The sequence below is a fragment of the Bradyrhizobium sp. Pha-3 genome (genome assembly GCF_042258615.1).
Taxonomy (GTDB): domain Bacteria; phylum Pseudomonadota; class Alphaproteobacteria; order Rhizobiales; family Xanthobacteraceae; genus Bradyrhizobium.
Genome location: NZ_CP170152.1, coordinates 5,200,892 through 5,218,225, shown reverse-complemented (window position 1 = coordinate 5,218,225; position 17,334 = coordinate 5,200,892). Strand labels below are relative to the sequence as shown.

Annotated in this window: 12 protein-coding genes and 1 tRNA gene; 3 read left to right on the top strand and 10 right to left on the bottom strand. The window is 62.5% G+C overall.

Annotated elements, in window-relative coordinates:
- Positions 1 to 4 precede the first annotated feature (4 nt).
- Together rfbF and ACE10Z_RS24835 are read right to left on the bottom strand one after the other, a co-directional pair.
- On the bottom strand, positions 5 to 775 hold the full coding sequence (gene rfbF / locus ACE10Z_RS24840) for a glucose-1-phosphate cytidylyltransferase (protein ID WP_375783117.1): 771 nt from the start codon (positions 773 to 775) through the stop codon (positions 5 to 7).
- A 51-nt stretch (positions 776 to 826) separates the two neighbouring features.
- Positions 827 to 2,077, bottom strand: a complete 1,251-nt coding sequence (locus tag ACE10Z_RS24835) for a class I SAM-dependent methyltransferase (RefSeq protein WP_375783116.1) — start codon at positions 2,075 to 2,077, stop codon at positions 827 to 829.
- A 201-nt stretch (positions 2,078 to 2,278) separates the two neighbouring features.
- Between ACE10Z_RS24835 and ACE10Z_RS24830 the strand changes: the two genes are divergently transcribed.
- On the top strand, positions 2,279 to 3,418 hold the full coding sequence (locus tag ACE10Z_RS24830) for a Gfo/Idh/MocA family oxidoreductase (protein ID WP_375783115.1): 1,140 nt from the start codon (positions 2,279 to 2,281) through the stop codon (positions 3,416 to 3,418).
- Here ACE10Z_RS24830 and rfbG read toward each other — a convergent pair.
- The 6 genes from rfbG to ACE10Z_RS24800 form a co-directional block, all read right to left on the bottom strand.
- Positions 3,415 to 4,491, bottom strand: a complete 1,077-nt coding sequence (gene rfbG, locus ACE10Z_RS24825) for a CDP-glucose 4,6-dehydratase (protein WP_375783114.1) — start codon at positions 4,489 to 4,491, stop codon at positions 3,415 to 3,417. The two genes, ACE10Z_RS24830 and rfbG, sit on opposite strands and share 4 nt — an antisense overlap.
- 19 nt (positions 4,492 to 4,510) lie before the next feature.
- Positions 4,511 to 5,512, bottom strand: a complete 1,002-nt coding sequence (locus tag ACE10Z_RS24820) for a glycosyltransferase family 2 protein (protein ID WP_375783113.1) — start codon at positions 5,510 to 5,512, stop codon at positions 4,511 to 4,513.
- A gap of 136 nt (positions 5,513 to 5,648) precedes the next feature.
- The gene (locus ACE10Z_RS24815) at positions 5,649 to 7,508 is read right to left on the bottom strand and encodes a hypothetical protein (protein WP_375783112.1); all 1,860 of its coding nucleotides are present in this window, start codon (positions 7,506 to 7,508) and stop codon (positions 5,649 to 5,651) included.
- 699 nt (positions 7,509 to 8,207) lie between these two features.
- A tRNA-Lys gene (locus ACE10Z_RS24810) sits at positions 8,208 to 8,283 on the bottom strand.
- Between the two features lie 177 nt (positions 8,284 to 8,460).
- Positions 8,461 to 11,289, bottom strand: a complete 2,829-nt coding sequence (locus tag ACE10Z_RS24805) for a glycosyltransferase (RefSeq protein WP_375783111.1) — start codon at positions 11,287 to 11,289, stop codon at positions 8,461 to 8,463.
- 193 nt (positions 11,290 to 11,482) lie between these two features.
- Positions 11,483 to 12,094, bottom strand: a complete 612-nt coding sequence (locus ACE10Z_RS24800) for a beta-1-3, beta-1-6-glucan biosynthesis protein (RefSeq protein ID WP_375789911.1) — start codon at positions 12,092 to 12,094, stop codon at positions 11,483 to 11,485.
- 244 nt (positions 12,095 to 12,338) lie between these two features.
- Here ACE10Z_RS24800 and ACE10Z_RS24795 point away from each other — a divergent pair, with 244 nt between their 5' ends.
- On the top strand, positions 12,339 to 13,967 hold the full coding sequence (locus ACE10Z_RS24795) for a beta-(1-6) glucans synthase (protein ID WP_375783110.1): 1,629 nt from the start codon (positions 12,339 to 12,341) through the stop codon (positions 13,965 to 13,967).
- Here ACE10Z_RS24795 and ACE10Z_RS24790 read toward each other — a convergent pair.
- Positions 13,927 to 14,307, bottom strand: coding sequence for a hypothetical protein (locus ACE10Z_RS24790; RefSeq protein WP_018271584.1), 381 nt, complete (start codon positions 14,305 to 14,307; stop codon positions 13,927 to 13,929). The two genes, ACE10Z_RS24795 and ACE10Z_RS24790, sit on opposite strands and share 41 nt — an antisense overlap.
- A gap of 96 nt (positions 14,308 to 14,403) precedes the next feature.
- The gene (locus ACE10Z_RS24785; protein WP_375783109.1) at positions 14,404 to 15,747 is read right to left on the bottom strand and encodes a hypothetical protein; all 1,344 of its coding nucleotides are present in this window, start codon (positions 15,745 to 15,747) and stop codon (positions 14,404 to 14,406) included.
- Between the two features lie 183 nt (positions 15,748 to 15,930).
- On the opposite strand from ACE10Z_RS24785, the gene glmU reads away from it, so the two are divergent.
- Positions 15,931 to 17,289: a bifunctional UDP-N-acetylglucosamine diphosphorylase/glucosamine-1-phosphate N-acetyltransferase GlmU gene (gene glmU / locus ACE10Z_RS24780; protein ID WP_375783108.1), complete on the top strand. Its 1,359-nt coding sequence runs from the start codon at positions 15,931 to 15,933 to the stop codon at positions 17,287 to 17,289.
- Positions 17,290 to 17,334 lie beyond the last annotated feature (45 nt).

Genomic DNA, 17,334 nt, shown 5'->3' with positions numbered 1-17,334 from the left:
GTTCTCACCAAAGCTTCCACGGGGCCGAGCCTGAGGCCCACATTTCTTCGAGCTCGCGCTTCTCTCGCAGCGTATCCATCGCCTTCCAGAATCCTGGATGGCGATAGGCCATCAATTGTCCATCGGCTGCCAGCCGTTCCAGCGGCCGACGTTCCCAAACCGTTTCGTCGGCGTCGATATAGTCGAGGACGCGAGGTTCGAGGACGAAGAACCCGCCATTGATCCAGCCCATTTCGGCGTCCGGCTTTTCGTGAAACCGCGATACGGCATCGTGCTGGTCCATATCGAGAATGCCGAAACGGCCAGGTGAGGGGACTGACGTCACCGTCGCAAGCTTGCCATGGCTGCGATGGAATGCGATCACCTTGGCGATATCGAGGTTGGCGACGCCATCGCCATAGGTGAGGCAGAAGGTTCCATCCAAGTACGGTGCAGCACGCTTGATACGTCCGCCGGTCATAGTATTCAGGCCGGTATCGATGATCTTCACTGTCCAGTCATCAAGCGATTTGGGCGTGAGGTAGTGGACTTCGCGCGTGGCGGTGCGAATTTCGATGTCGTTGGTTTCGAGGAAGTAGCTGGCGAAATAGTGCTTGATCATCGATGCCTTGTAGCCCGCGCAGATGACGAAATCATTCAGCCCGGCTGCCGCGTACAGCTTCATCACGTGCCACAAAATCGGCCGGCCGCCGATTTCAACCAGCGGCTTGGGCACAAGGTCGGTTTCCTCGGAAAGACGTGTGCCGAACCCACCAGCGAGAATGACCGCTTTCATGTCTTGGCTTTCAATTCGCCGCGTCGTGGCGGTTGAGTTGTATTGGCGGTCTCACGCGCCAGGCTGAAAATCCTGCTGGCTCAAAATGTCGATCACCGGACCTTCATAGCCAATTTCCTTGAGATAATTGCGTATCTCGACCGGAATGTGCCATGCCAGATTGAGCAATGGATTGGCGCCCCGTGGGGCCTTGAGCAGATCATCGTCGGAACCGATCGGGATCCGCGTGCCCGGCAGGTAATGGCCGATCTTCATCGAGCCGGGCTTCTCATGCACGATCGAGATCGAGTCATTGCCGAGTGCCAGCAGCTTGATCAGGATGGCGGCGCGCCCCGGGAAGGCCTTGCCGCGAAGCGGTCCATTGTTCTGTACGAGAGTCCTCAACTCCTCACTCTTCTTGTCGCGCCAGCGCGTCACGCCGCTGCGGAGTGTTGCGAAGTCCCGGCCGAACTGCGCCTCCTTGGCCTCAAGCTTCTCTATCGTTGCGAGGTCTACCGCGGACGCCAGCTTGCCTGCAAAGACACGAATGTTGCCGCCGTAACGCGCGGGAAACTGCACGTCGATCAGATTGAGACCGAGTGCGCGGGCGATGAACACGAACGAGCGGTAGCTGTATGTGCGCGGATGCTCGTGATAGAAAGTGTCGAACTGATTGGTGAGCAAAACCGATCCGAGATAGTGGTTCTCGATGACCAGGATGGTCTTTTCGCCGATCAGGCGCTTCAGCGCGGCGATAACGCTGCCGAGGTCCTCGATATGCGCGAACACGTTGGTGAAGGTGATGAAGTCCGGCTTGCCATGCGTGGCTACGATCTGCTCCGCCGTTGCCTCGGTGAAGAAATCATGGATGGTAAAGTGTCCTTTCGCGGCACAATCCTGCGCAGCTGAGGTCGGCTCAACGCCGATGGTGGTGGCGCCCTTCTCACGGAAGAAATCGAGCAGGCTTCCGTCGTTGCAGCCGACATCGACGACCTTCCTCCCTGCAACCAGGCCGAAGCGCTGCTCGCAGGAATCGGCAAGGCTCTTCATTCCGGAGAGCACGTCGGCAGTAAAGCGCGACCGGTAGTGATAACTTTCGGGAAACAGCTCGCGCTTTGGAACCTGAAAGCGCTGGTGTGCGGTCCGGCAATTGTCGCAGAAGAGTATTTCGATCGGGTATTCGGCGCACGTCCGCGAGCTTCCGACCGCAATCAGATCGTCGCACATGGGGTGGGTCCCGAGATCCAGCACGGGGGCAAGGGTTCGGTTGCCGCATACTTCGCAATGATCGATCTGATTGGTCGGCACGATTGTCGAATTCATCCGGGATCCATGTGACAAGCTGTTACGGCGCAGAAGGTCGCATCGAAGCCGCCGTACCCTGAAATACGTGGTGACTTTGCTTATCGGGCTCCATTTGTCAAAGGTTGAGGCTGGCGGCTACCCCCGGTGGATTTTGCGGGGTCGCAGCGCCTCGCATACGGCGGATTGCCAGAACCTTCGTAGATGGTTAGGGCGATAACGATGAAAATATCGGTCATCGGCGGCGGGCGTTGGGCCCGAACGATCGCTTCGGTACTGTGCGGGCTCCCGGGCCGTGCGGACCGGATCACCATGCACTCGCCCAGCAATGCTGCGGGCCTGCAGGCGTGGGCTGCGCAATCGCAATTTTTCGGCCGGTTGAGCGCCGTGGAAGCCTGGCCGACCTCCACAGCGGGCCCGGAACGGCCCGATGCCGTCATCGTCGCTAACCGTGCGGAAGACCATTTCGAGGCTGCGGCCCGCTTTCTGGCCAGAGGTATCCCGGTATTGTCGGAGAAGCCCGTTGCCCTTTCGCGCGACGATATCGAGCAGCTCAACAGCATCGCAAGGGCCAACGGCACGGCGTTCGGAGCCAGCCACGTCTTCCTGTTCGCACGATACGTCGAGGCGTATGCGGCCTCCTTGGCCTCGCTCGGCCGCCCGCGGAGCATCCGATTGATTTGGACCGACGGCGCTTCGGACGTCCGTCACGGGGAAGCCAAGAGCTACGACCCCGCGGTGACACTGTTCGATGATGTGCTGCCCCACATCGTGCCGATGGTCGGCGAATTGCAGTTCCGCGATCTTGCATTCGTATCGCTGGATGTTCGACGCGGCGGCGCGCGTCTGGCGATCGAAGCGCAGGCCAATGGGCTGCCGGTTTCTTTGCTCATTGCACGCAACGATCAAGGCCGGCAGCGCCGGATCGAAGTCGAAACCGAAAAGGGCGTTGCTGTGCTCGATTTCGCCGAGGAGCCAGGGGTCATCGATATTGCGGGAACGCGCGCGAACGGTGACCCGCAGTGGACCACGGCGCTCCGGCCACTGGGAACAATGCTCTCCGCGTTCATTGCCGTCGTCGAAGGCGCACCACTGGATCCGCGTTTGTCGCCGGACCGGGCCATCGCATCTGCCGCATTCGCCGACGCGATTCGCGGCCGCTACATCGCCCATCAGGCTGAATGGCTGGCGAAGCGCTTGGGCGAACCGCTCGATACCGCGCTGCTCTATGCGCTTGCGGAATTCGGCAGCAACGAAGCCGGGAACGCCGACAGCATCTCCAAGGCCTGGCCGGCAATTGCTGGTCAAGCTGAACTGAATATGCTTTTGGCCAGAAGTCGGCTATTTTCCGACGCGCGCTAGGTCCCGTAACGGGATATCTGCGCACGCATAAGTTCGAGCGCGTCCTTGCCGTTCGCGAAATCCGCATACCATTGCGCCGTCCATGCAATCGTCTCGTTGACGTCGAGCCGCGGCCGCCAGTCCAATGTCTTGGCAGCCAGCGTGCTGTTGATCCGCAGCGTCTGCTTTTCCGGTGGGAATGAGCCCGACGCCTGCTTCCAGGCTTGTCCATTGCCCAGCCCTTCGCCGATCGCCGCCGCCACCTGGGCGACCGACACTGGCTCCTCCGTGAGCGGGCCAAAGTTCAGGGAGGGTGGATCGGCCGCGCCTCTGTTTGCGAGGTATTCCGCAAAGCCAAGATAGCCGGCGAGGCAGTCGAGTACGTGCTGCCAGGGCCTGGTTGCCGCAGGATATCGTAGTTCAACCGGCACGCCTTTGCGTGCGGCCCTGTAGAGGTCTGGAACGAGCCGGTCGCTGGAAAAATCGCCGCCACCAATCACGTTGCCGCCGCGCGCCGAAGCCAGAGGCACCCCGAGCGGCGCAAAGAAGCTCTCGGCGTAACTCCGGACCACGATTTCGGTCGCGCCCTTGGACGCGCTGTACGGATCTGAGCCGCCCAGCGGGGCGTTCTCGGCAAATGCCAAGCCAGTCTCCGCATTCGCATAGACCTTGTCACTGGTTACGGTCAGAATCGCCTGCAAGCTTGGGCTGGTGCGCAGCGCTTCCAGCAAGTTCACCGTTCCCATAATATTGCTGGCGAAGGTTCCGACCGGGTCGCGATAGCTTTCCCGAACCTGCGCCTGTGCGGCCATATGCAGAACGATTTCGGGTTCGACGATTTTGCAAATTTCGGTCACCGCCGGCATGTCGCGAAGATCGGCGCGGCGGCTGTCGATCGCCACGCGCTGCCCGATGGTTTGCCAGAGATTAGGTTCGGTCTGCGGCTCCAAGGAAAACGCGGTTACCTTCGCGCCGAGATCGGCCAGTATCACACTGGCCCACGCGCCCTTGAAGCCGGTATGTCCGGTCAAGAGGACGCGGCGGCCGTGCCAGAAGCTCGGGGTCAAATTCGCTCTTCCCAACGCAGGATACATACTGTGAAAATTGCTGACGTCATTGCTTGCTCTGTTCTGCGGAGATATTAGCGGTGGCCTCGACCGTCACCAGGGGTCTGAAGCGGACTTGCTGATAAATCCGGCTCACATATTCGCCGATAATGCCAAGGAAGATTGCGTTTAGGCTGATCCCGAACAGCATAACGACGATGAGCGTTGCAAAGCCGCTCGGCCATGACTTGCCCCGCAGCAGCGCCTCGACGACATAAAACAGCCCTAGCAGAAAAACAGCGATCGAGATCAGGAGGCCGGCATAGGACGCAAGCCGCAGCGGAAGAACCGAGTGCCCGATAATCCCGTCAAGGGCAAAGCCGACAAGTTTCCGCACCGGGAATTTGCTGCGGCCGTGTATCCGCTGTGTTCGGTCGTAGGGAATGCCGGTCTCGCGCGCGGCAAACGAAGATACGACGCCGCGGACGTAAGGGTTGTAGTCGTTCAGTTCCTTGAGGCGGTCGATCACGGAGCGGTCGACCAGGCGGAAATCGCCGGCGTCGCGGGTGATCTGATCATCGGAAATCTGGGTGAGCAGCGCGTAGAATGCACGGCGACCGAGGGTGAGCAGTTTTGCTTCCTCGCGGCGTCGGCGCAACCCCACGACCACATCATGACCCTTTTCCCAAAGCGCAATGAATTGCGGAATCAATTCCGGTGGATCCTGAAGATCGCAATCGACCTGAATCGCCGCATCACCGGTTGCGTTTCGGTAGGCGGTCAGCAGCGAGCGCTGAAAACCGTAGTTGCGCGTGAAGCGGATCACCTTGACCCTGCTGTCGGTCTTGGCAAGCGCAGCAAGGTGTTCGAATGTTCGGTCCTCGCTGTGGTTGTCGGTGAAAACAAACTCCAGATCGTATTGGGGTAGGTCTTTGAAAATAGCCGTGAGCGCGGCGTAGGCGCGATCGACATTTGCTTCTTCGTTGTAGACCGGCATGACGAGGGAGATCAGCCGTCTTCGTTTGTGCGGCGCTCCCTCCAGTGTTCCCGCATCGACGGCGCTGTTCATGTCGGCTCGTTACTGTTGATTAATGCAATCGGAACTTCTAGGCAGGCCACTCGAGATATGCAACTCTTGGAACGCTCAGGAATGCCTATTTTTAACGGCCATCCGAGCGTCCGTGACAAGAGCATTCGTTGAATTCTCAGTGTTGGTCGTCGGAAGGTCTGTTTGGCTTCCGTTTATAAATTCTGAGGGTCGGTCCAACGCGTGGCTTGTCGATCGGCTGCCAAATGCCCTTCAGGATAGAGAGCGAGGATCTCACCCTATATTCAAGGCTCGGCCATGGTGTGAGGAGATAAATCGGCGCGGTGGCCGTCACCCCGCTGGAATCGGGGGCTATTTCTTTAACAAAGGAGATTCCCTCTGCTGCGGTCGGGCCGGGCGTCTGCGTTGGAATCAGGGCTTGGTACATAAGCATTGAAAACGGATTGGGATCGTCGGCGGCGAGGCGTTGTGTCTCGATCAGCTTGGCGTAGTGGGGGCTTCCATACAGACTGCTCGAAAGGATGATATATTCGGGATCGAGAGCATTGACGCCGCTCCACGTCAACACGCCTCCATACATCTTGGCGTTCTTGAATATCTTTGGGTCGAAGTAGCCAAGATCGTCAAAAACGATGCGGGCATTCGGCGGTATGCCACCTTTGGCCGCCCAGTCGTTCAGTGCCAACAAGGTGCTATCGCGATGGTGTAGCTCGAGCGTGCGGTTAACCAGTGCGAAGACCTGGTCGGTGCCGAGGTATAGGCTTGCAAGGAAAACAGAAGTGACTGCGATTGGACGCGCTATGCGCCCGAACGGCTTGGCAAGAAGAAACTGTAGCCAAGTCACGACGAAATCAAAACTGAGGAACGCCATTAGAGGCAGCGCGACCAAAAGGTATCCAACAATGACCCAGAGTTTGCCGAGAAGGGCGTAGTAAGCAATCTGCGACAATGAAAGTGTTGCGGCCAGGAAGAGGGCGCGTTTTCGCGGCGTCGAGAAGCCGCCGATCAGCGCGTGCAGCAATCCCGCCACGGCCAGCACTGAACCGAGCGGGCCGACGTAGTCGTAGATGGCCTTCATCCAATCCCAAAACGTGAACGTTCCCAGGGGTCCACCCGAGCTGCCGACGATGCGCCATTGCGTGATCCAGGACTGGAAGTAGTAGGGCGTGAGGATCGCGTAAGGATTCGTACCGAGCCAACCCACCAAGGCGGCCGCTCCGAGGACGGCAACTCGCTGGGCAACGACCTTCTTGTCCCATTCGTGAGCGCCTGTCGCTCGAATTCCCATCAACAACGCGGCCGTTGCCAACGGCACCGTCCATGGGCCGCCAAATTTCGTCCCCTGCACCAAACCACACATCAACCCCAATGCCGCGAGGCTTGAGAGTAGCCCGTCATTCGAATGACGCAGTGCAAGTCCGAGTGCCAACAGCCCGAAATATATCTGAAGCGTATCCGGATGAATTATCGTCGTGTAATAGATGAAATAGCCGTCCGTCAGCAGGACAAAACAGGATAATATTCCGACAACGACCCCGGCTTGCTTCTTCGCAAAATTATAGACGAAAAGCAGGCTCATTAACGCGGCGAGCATCGATATCGTTCTGAGGATAATGGGAGCGGTTGGAAAGGCAGGGAGTCCGACCAGGCGCGCCGTCGCGTAGAAGGGAAAGGCGATATCGAACATCGCCGCGCCGTAATAGACGATATTGTAGTATCGAAGCGTTCCCCAATATCCCGGGATTTTCTTGGAGGCTTCTGCTGTCGGATCCAGGTAGTTGGCGGGATTGCCAAAAGGCTTGGCGGTCGTGCCATCGAGTGCCAACGTCATCCACGGTTCATCGTTGGCGAAAGCTGCCAGCAACTGCGGGTTATCAGTGTTACGCGGAACAAGAGAACCAATACTGATCAAACATAAGAGAAGAATTGGTGCGATATATCGATCCACGCGAGCATAATCGCGAATAACCTGCAGTATGATCCGAATGGGAAGTACCCAGGCCAAAGTTTTTTGCAAAGCTTCTCTCCCCAAATCACTGAATGGGCTACCGGAGCTTCTTTGCCATTCCGCTAGACATTCGCGCGCCTCATTCAATGTTCAGTGTCACCTGATACGGGAATGCCTTGCAAAGACAAGTCACTGACGGTTTCGGTGACTGCGGAAGCTCTCTTTTCGTTCGGGTTGTAGCTATGGAAACACAGTAGCTCCTGGTTGCGCCTTCGTCCCTGTCATCAGCTCACGGACTAAAATGACCTGCCGGCTGACACGCGATCAGCCAGGAGCGAGGAATATGGCCGAGGTGTCATACGACTGCGCTGCTGGTCGTCGCCAGTGACGATGGCGTCACGGCCGGTGAGCCAATCGCATGCTTCAATTCCAGTGCCGCTGTGATCGCGCCGAGGCGTTGTCAAAGAAAAGAGGGGAACGTCGGCGCGGTCGCGTTCAGCCGCACTGGTGATCCTGCTACCGACGATTCAGCGATGCCAAGGTGATCAAAGCGTTTTGGCGATGTGCTGGATCATTTGAGCGCGTTGTAGCGAAGGACTCGGACTAGCTTGGTGTCGTAGTCGCACCGCAATTGTCGATCGTGTTGTTGTTCCGAGGGCTTATCGCCGCAACAGGCCAACATTTGCGAGCCGCCGAGCTACCCGGGATATGGTTTGATTTCAAAGAAGAATCAAAATCAGAATGGTGCTATTCAATCATTGTCTGGATTGGTGAGCGCGGAGGGACTCGAACCCTCGACCCCATGATTAAAAGTCACGTGCTCTACCGCCTGAGCTACGCGCTCACTCACCTGAACATCGGATCCGGACGCAGGCTTCGAGCCGCTCCGGATCATGCTCCAGCCCGCGCTGTGTAGGGGGCAGGGCCCATCGGGTCAATAGCCGAGGGGTGGTCAATTGTGCACCGTGAGGGCGAGTTTGCCGTTCCGGCGCCTCGGGTTAGGCCGGTTTCTTGAAGTTAGTCAGCTGTCGTGGCGGATTTCCGAGCCGACCGGCTGCGACGGGGCGGCGACCGAGGGCAGGCTGACCGGGCGCAGCCCGATCAGTTCCGCGGTCCGGATCGCGCTGTTGCGCCAGAATGCGAACTCGTTGATCCGCGAATTCTCCAGGATCGCGATGGAAACCGCGGCAAGGAATGGCAGGCTTTGCAGCACCAGCACGCCGGCGAAGATGTAGATCTCGCGCACCTGCTTATAGCCGTTGGTGACAACAAGCACGATGGCGCCGATCAGGAGCAGCACGCCGATCACGGCCTCCCAGAACGCCTGGAATTCGATCGACATCCGCGACAGGCCGCCCTTCGAGGTGCGGGCGAAGGCGAGGTGCTCGGTGATCAGGCCCTGCGCCACCGCGCGCGACACCGTCCACTGCACGCTCATCGCCGCGATCATGGCGCCCAGCATCTGCGCCGCCTTGATGTTCACCCGCAGCCGGTAGAGCACCACGAAGTGCGCCAGCGAGACGATGAAGGAGGCGATGATCGGCAGGGTCAGGATCTTGTCCGGGATCGCGATGTCGGCGAATGCGACGATCGGCACCCAGATCAGATTGAGGATCGCGACCACCACGCCGAGGCTTTCGGCTCCTAGCCAGTTGAGCCAGCCGAGCGAGAACTCGCGGCGCTGGTCCGGCGTCAGCCGGCTCGCGCCGGGCAGGAAGCGCCGCCAGTGCTTCTTGACGATCTGGAAGCCGCCATAGGCCCAGCGGTGGCGCTGCTTCTTGAAGGCCTCATAGGTGTCGGGCAGCAGGCCTTCGCCATAACGCACATTGGTGTAGTGGGTGAGCCAGCCCTGCTGCTGGATCGAGAGGCCGAGATCGGTGTCCTCGCAGATCGTGTCAGAGGACCAGCCGCCGGCCTTGTCCATCGCGGCGCGGCGGATCAGGCACATCGTGCCGTGCACGATGATGGCGTTGAACTCGTTGCGCTGGACCATGCCGATGTCGAAGAACCCGGCATATTCGCCGTTCATGATGTAGTGCATCAATGAGCGGTCGCCGTCGCGGTGCTCCTGCGGCGCCTGCACGAGGCCGACGCGCGGATCGGCGAAGGCCGGCACCAGGTCCTTGAGCCAGTCCGGATGCACGACATAATCGGCGTCGATGATGCCGATGATCTCGGCGTCAGCGGCGGTCCGCTCCATCGCGATCCGCAGCGCGCCGGCCTTGAAGCCCTGCACCTTCTCGGCATTGATGAACTTGAAGCGCTCGCCGAGCATCCGGCAGTGATCCTGGATCGGCCGCCAGAAGTCGGGATCGGGGGTGTTGTTGATGATGCAGACGCACTCGAAATTCGGATAGTCGAGCCGCGACACCGCATCGAGCGTCTGCTTCAGCATCTCGACCGGTTCGAAATAGGCCGGGATGTGGATCGAGACTTTCGGGAACGTCACATTCTCGCCCATCGTGGCCGGCGCGAGCGGCTCGCTTTTGCCGATCAAGCGGCGTGGGCCGCGGCCGAACGCCACCGCCGCGATCTCCTCGATCCGCGCCATCGCGATCAGGACCAGCGGAACCAGCAGCACCAGGCCAAGGCTGAGCGCGAAGGCCGACCCCCAGACGAAGTAGTGCGTGGTCCAGTACGAGAACACGGTCGCAACCCAGGCGCCGACGCCGTTGGCCGCGGCCGACAGCAGCAGCGCCTGCATCACGGTCGGCTGGTCCAGCCGCAGGATCGGCAGCGACATGAAGAGGCCGACCAGCACGGCGACCAGCGCGATCTTCCAGTAGTTCAGGTCGGTGACCGGGCCGGTCCAGGCGAATTTCGCCTCGCGGTCGGCATTGAGGATGCCCCAGTAGGGACCGACGCCGCCCTCGAAGAACTTCCACGGCTGATCGATGGCCTCGACGATGTTGTAGTCCATGCCGATCGCTTCGGCGCGCGCGACGAAATTACGCAGCACCGTGGCCTGCTGGAACGGACCGGGCTCGGCGCTGCGCAGATTGTAGCCCTGGCTCGGCCAGCCGAATTCGGCGATCAGGATGCGCTTGCCGGGGAAGGAGTCGCGCAACAGATTGTAGCGGTCGACCGCCTGGTCCACCGCCTGCTTGTCGGTGAAGTTTTCCCAGTACGGCAGCACGTGCGCGGCGATGAAGTCGGACGAATTGGCGAGCTGCGGATGGTCGCGCCAGATGTTCCAGATTTCACCGGTCGTGACGGGAACGCTGACCGACTTCTTGACGCGCTGGATCAGCTTGATCAGCCGGTGCACGTTGCTTTCGGCGATCGCCCATTTGACGGCTTCGGACCGCTTGTCCTCGGGCTGCGTTTCCGCATCGTGCAGGCGCTGCGCCTCCTCGCGGAGGATCCGCTCGGACTCCTCAGGCGGCACCCCGATCTCCGGAACCGAGCCGAGGTTTTCCAGCGGCACCTGCTCGCCGCGGAACACGGTCTCGTTGCCGACCACGATGCCGATGACGTTGCTGTTGCGCTTGGCCAGGTTGATCGCGGCTTCGATCTCGCGATTGTTGCGGTTGGCGTCCTTGTCGATCCAGGCGCCGACCGTGACCTTCATGCCGAACTCGGCGGCGACCGGCGGCACCAGCTCGTTGCCTTCGGTCGACGAATAGAGGCGGACCGCTTTGGTGAGCGTCGAGAGCTTTCGCAGGTCGGTGCGCACCTTCTCGCTGTCGGCGGCAACGTCCGCGACGGAGTGGCCGGACTCGAACGGAGCGTAGGACAGGCTCGGCAGCGTGCCACGGAAATCGGGCGCCGACTGCTTCTCCTGGAAGAGACCCCACAGGGCGGCGTGGGCGGCGGTGACAAGCAACAGGACGGCGACGACGGCGCGCATCGCGGTTAAACCATACGGGGCCTGAGATTGAGGACTAAGCGAACCCGTCCCCTGGGTTCGACCAACATAGCGGCGGAGGGAAAGATATCTCCGCCATCCGATTTAACAACTGGTGTGCCGCAATGGCGTTTTAAGGGCGCAACCCGTTCCGGCCGCGAAAAAAATCGCGGCCGGATCCGATCGCGCGATGCGGCTATTTCGACGCCGGCGTCGGTGTCGCCGCGGGGGTCGGCGCAGGTGAGGGCGAGGCGGCCGGCGCGGGGGCGGCATTGCCTGCCGGCGCCGGCGCCGGGTTAGGCGCGGCGGCGGCTGCCGCGGCCTGCGGCTGGGCGCCCGGGTTGATCCAGCAGGCGTGGATGCGGCCGTCGAGGCTGCCGCGCACCTTGTCGTCGATCTGGGCGCCGAACCGGGTCAGGCAGCGGAAGGCTGCCTGGACGTGGCCGCCGGGGCAGCCGAACCGGTCGTACAGGTCGAGATGGCGAAACGCGGTATCGAGGTCGTCGTTCCACATCAGGCGGACCACGCGGCGGCCGAGCCAGACGCATTCCGGGTTGCCGGCCGGGCCGTTGATGGCCTGCTGGGCCTCGACGAACTCCTCGACCTTGCGCTGGTTGGCCTCCCGCACGGCGTTGGCATTGGCGTCGGGCTGTCCAGGCTGCTGCTTGGCCTGATCAGGCGGATTCGGCGTGCCGCTCTGGGCGAACGCGCCGCCGGCTCCGTTCACGAGCGCGAGCGCTGTGACGAGGCCCGTTACGGCAAGATGGCGCAAAGCAGTGTTCTTCAACTCAAGCAGCCGTCGACGCATGCATTCCCCGATATGTTCCTGCCCCTGCGGGATCATCCTAACGGCTCGCGTGATGCCGTCCAAATAGGTCTCCAGTGCGGCGGAGACTCTGGCGGAATCCCATGACTGGAATTTGGTATTTTGTCCAGCAAACTCACAACTTTATCGACCCAGCGCAAAACTGTCGCAGGACAACCATGGTATTGACCGATTCCTGGACTTGGCAGACGGGCTGTGACCGGCTAATTCGACGGTCCCCCGGAGGATGGAACCGATTTCGCTTCGTACGCCGCTGGCGCTTCTCCTGATCTCGCTCGCTGTGATTGCATCTGTGTGGTGGTGGCTCGCCACGCCGATTACGCTCGCGCGCGCGCCGATCGATCCTGCCGCAAAGCTGCAATGCGTGTCCTACACGCCGTTCCGCGGCGCCCAGACGCCGCTCGATCCGACCACGCAGATTCCGGTCGAGCAGATCGAGCAGGACCTCGCCGATCTCGCCAAGGTCACCGACTGCGTGCGGACCTATTCGATCGAGAACGGCCTCGATCAGGTGCCCGGCGTCGCGGCCAAGGTCGGGCTGAAGGTGATGCAGGGCATCTGGCTCAGCAGCAACCGCTTCAAGAATTTGCAGCAGATCGCGATCGCGGTCCGGCTCGCCAAGGAATATCCCGGTGTCGTCACCTCGCTGATCGTCGGCAACGAGGTGCTGCTGCGCGGCGAGATGACCGCTACCGATCTGGCCGGCAACATCCGCGCGGTGAAGGCCGCGGCGGGCAATCTTCCTGTCACCTATGCCGACGTCTGGGAGTACTGGGTGAAGAACCGCGAGATCTATGACGCGGTCGATTTCGTCACCATTCACATCCTGCCGTATTGGGAGGATATCCCGGTCAAGGCGAAGTACGCCGCGGCGCATGTCGACGATATCCGCAAGCGGATGGCGGTGACGTTCCCGGGCAAGGAGATCCTGATCGGCGAGACCGGCTGGCCGAGCGCGGGGCGGATGCGGGAGGGCGCATTGCCGTCGCGCACCAACCAGGCGCGGGTGGTGTCCGAGATCCTCGATCTCGCCAAGCGCGAGGGTTTTCGCGTCAACCTGATCGAGGCCTATGACCAGCCCTGGAAGCGCAAGCTCGAGGGCACCGTCGGCGGCAATTGGGGCCTGTTCGATGCGGTCAAGCGGCAGGTGAAGTATCCGCCGGGCGTTGCGATCAGCAACTATCCGGCCTGGAAGCTGCAGATGGCCGGCGGCATGGCGCTGTCGATCGCCACCTTCCTCGCGGCCTGGCTGACGCTGCGCCGCCGGCCCTGGACGCCGCGGCCCTCAGCCTGGATCGCGGTCGCGATTTCGGCGACGACGGCGGGGACGCTGCTCGGGATCGCCGGCGACAAGATGCATTATGAGAGCTACGGCGTCGGCGGCTGGCTGCATTGGGGCATGCTGCTCGCAGCCGCGATCGCATCGCCCCTGCTGACCGCCCATGCGCTGATCGCCGGGCGCTCGCTGCCGACCTTCCTCGAACTGGTCGGGCCGCGCGACTATCGCGGAAAGGGCGCGATCGGCGCATTGCTGGCGATCGTGCTGGTCATCACCACGGTGATCGCAGCCGAGACCGCGCTCGGCTTCGCCTTCGATCCGCGCTACCGCGATTTCCCCTACGCCTCGCTCACCATGGCGGTGGTGCCGTTCGCGCTGCTCACCATGCTCAATCGCCCGAAGGAAGGCATCCGGCCGCTCGCGGAATCCGTGTTTGCCGGCCTGCTGGCGGTCGCGGCCCTCTACACGATGTTCAACGAGGGCACGATCAACTGGCAGTCGGACTGGACCTGCGTGATGTACCTCTTGCTCGCCGCTACGCTGTGGCGGGCGCGGGCCGCGCAAAGCCCAGGATGAACAGCCCGATCGCGAGCCCCGACAACACGACGTTGTAGAGCACGATCCCGAGCCCGGCTGCGATCAGGCCGACGGTGAGCAGCACGATCGACGGCCGCGTCAGGTTCAGCACCGCAATGACCAGCGCGGTGATCCCGAACACCGAGTTCTTGAACAGCACGGTCGAGAGCGCGCGGGCCTTGCAGAGCATGGTCTGCGTGCCGGCGTCGCAAGCCAGTGCAACCGGCGAGAACTCGATCGCGAGGTACCGCACGTACAGCGCGTAGCCGACGGTGACGAAGCCCACGACCATCAGGAACTGGACCTGATACGGGGAGAGGCGGAACGGAGGTTTTGTCATCGCGGCACTATGGTCGGGAACGGGGTTTCGGACAAGGCTCGGCGAGAAGCAGCGAAATCGGTTGAGAATTTGGCCGCAATCCTTTGCCGCGCATGATTATTGGCTGTTTCGCCGGAATATCGAGGAGATTGTCGTCGGCTCCGGCTTCTTTTCCTCGGCGACCGGCTGCGGCGGTGCGACGGTGCGCCTCGGCGCGACCCGCCGGTGCGGCACAGCCGGCTTGGCCCCGGCGGGCGGCTCGTTCAGGGCCAGCCGCTGGCCGTCATAGATCGCCGTCTCGCAGGTCCGCTGGACCAGGCTGAGGCCGGCGCAAATCCTGGCGGCGGTCCCGGCGTCGTTCAGCGGCCCGGCGACCAGGCGCAGCTGCATGCCGAGCCCGTTGCTGTTCTCCTTGATGACGATGATCGGCCGCAGCGCGGCCAGCGGCGCGTTGGCCTTCGACTTCAAGAGGCTGCGCCACAGCGCGCGCAGTCCATTGACCGAATTTGCCGTGCCGAGATCGACGCCGAACTCGGTGCGCTGGATCTGCGCCTTCGGCGCATCCTGTTCAACCTCGGAGTCCGGATCCGCAGTGATCACGGGCGGCGGGATCGGTGCGGCGTTGACATCGTTGGCGGTCGGCAGGCTGGGCGCCTCGGTTGCCTTGTTCGGCGCCGCGGGCGTTGGCGCGGCCGCCTTTATTTCGTCGGTACTGGCCGCGGCAGCAGCGGCGCTCATCGGACCGGCAACGGATGGGGCGGAGGCAGAAGTCGGCGGCGAATTTTCGGACGCCGACGGCTTCTCCGCGGCAAGCTGCGGCCTGCTCGCGGCAGCCGTCGGCTTCTTGTCAGCCGCCGCGGGCTTCTCGGCGGCAGCAATCGGCTTCTCGACCGGTGCCGGCGCCTTGCGGTCGATGGATGCCACCACCTTGTCGGTCGCGACCGGCTTGTCCGATGCGGCAGGCGGCGTCGTGGCGACGGCGGCAACGGCTGGTGCCGCCGCTGCGGGCGCCGAATTGGCTGATGCGGGCGGCGTAGCGGGCGCCGCTGCCGGAGTTGGTGGTGGTGCCGGCACCGCCGCCACCGGCTGCTTCGCGATCGTGCCGGTCACGGAGTCGAGTCCCTGTTCCAGCGTGGTGACGCGCGAATAGAGCCGGTCGCGGTCCCCGTTGAGCGTATCGATCGCGGATGCCAGCCGGCGCGTCTCGTTGTGGCTCTCCTTCGCCAGCGTCTGCAGCTGCTGGGCCTGGCGCGCGATATCAGATGCAGCGACCTGGTCGCGCCGCAGCGTCAGCGCCGACTGGTTGGCCATCACGGCGATGGCGACGGCGCCGACCGCAGCCACGCCCCACGAGCCGAGCCGCCACAGCATCCGGCGATCGAAAGCATCTTCCTCGGCCAAAAAGCCGGTGGTGCTTTCGGTGTCGAAATCCGCCGCCAGATTGTCGGGATCTTTGGCCAAAGCCCGCTTGGCCCTCCTCAAGGCCCGCCGAATCACGAGGCAAAGATTAACAGGAAATGGACCGGGAACTTGAATCTGACGGGCCACGCAGGCGAATCGGTTTCTTCTGCCGGGGAAAACAATTAAAGACGGCCTCGAAGAAAGCGTTGCGCAGCGGGCTGCGCGAACCGTCGAGGATGCTGAATGACTGCGCGATCGAGCCTGACAGTGGTGCTTGCGGCTGGTGAGGGCACGCGGATGCGCTCATCGCTGCCGAAGGTGTTGCACCCGGTGGCCGGGCAGTCGCTGCTGGCGCATGTGCTCGATGCCGCAGCCTCCGGCGAGGGCTCGCAGCTCGCGGTCGTGATCGGTCCCGACCACGAGGCGGTCGCCGCCGAGGCGCGCCGGGTGCGGCCCGACGCGCAGATCTTCGTGCAGCGAGAGCGGCTCGGCACGGCGCATGCGATGCTCGCGGCGCGCGAGGCGCTCGCCGGCGGCGCCGATGACCTGCTGGTCGCGTTCGGCGACACGCCGCTGATCTCGGCCGAGACCTTTGCGCGCATGCGCGCGCCGTTGCGCGAGGGCGCTGCGCTCGCGGTGCTCGGTTTCCACGCCGCCGACCCGACCGGCTACGGCCGGCTGGTGACCGACAACGGCAAGCTGGTTGCGATCCGCGAACATGCCGATGCCAGCCCCGAGGAGCGCAAGATCACGCTGAGCAACGCCGGCGTGATGGCGTTCGACGGCAGGAAGGCGCTCGCGATCATCGAGAAGATCGGCAATGCCAACGCCAAGGGCGAATATTATCTGACCGATGCCGTCGGCATCGTCAGGGAATTGGGACTGGAGGCCGTCGTGATCGAAACCAGCGAAGATGAAGTGCGCGGCATCAACACCAAGGCGCAGCTCGCCGAGGCGGAGGCCGTGATGCAGGCGCGGCTGCGCAAGCAGGCGCTCGAGGCCGGCGTGACCCTGATCGCGCCGGAGACGGTCTATCTCGCCGCCGACACCAAATTCGGCAAGGACGTTGTGATCGAGCCGTTCGTGGTGATCGGACCGGGCGTTGCGGTCGACGACGGCGCCGTGATCCATTCCTTCTCGCACATCGTCGAGGCCCGTATCGGCAAGAAGGTGTCGGTCGGTCCCTATGCGCGGCTGCGGCCCGGCACCTCGCTCGGCGACGGCGCGCGGATCGGCAATTTCGTCGAGACCAAGGCGGCGACGCTGGAGGCCGGCGTCAAGGTCAACCATCTCTCCTATGTCGGCGATGCCCATGTCGGTGCCAACTCCAATCTCGGCGCCGGCACCATCACCTGCAACTATGACGGCTTCCTCAAGCACAAGACGCTGATCGGCGAGGGCGCCTTCATCGGCACCAACACCTCGCTGGTCGCGCCGGTGACGGTCGGCAAGGGCGCCTATATCGGCTCGGGCTCCGTCATCACCAAGGACGTCCCCGACGACGCGATGGCGCTCGAGCGCAGCGAACAGTCGATCCGCGAAGGCGGCGCCGCCCGCTATCGCGCGGCGAAGCTGAAGGCGAAGGCCGCGAAGGGGAAGTGACGGGGTGGCGTGATCGTCGTCACGCCGGCGCAACGGCTTCGCAAT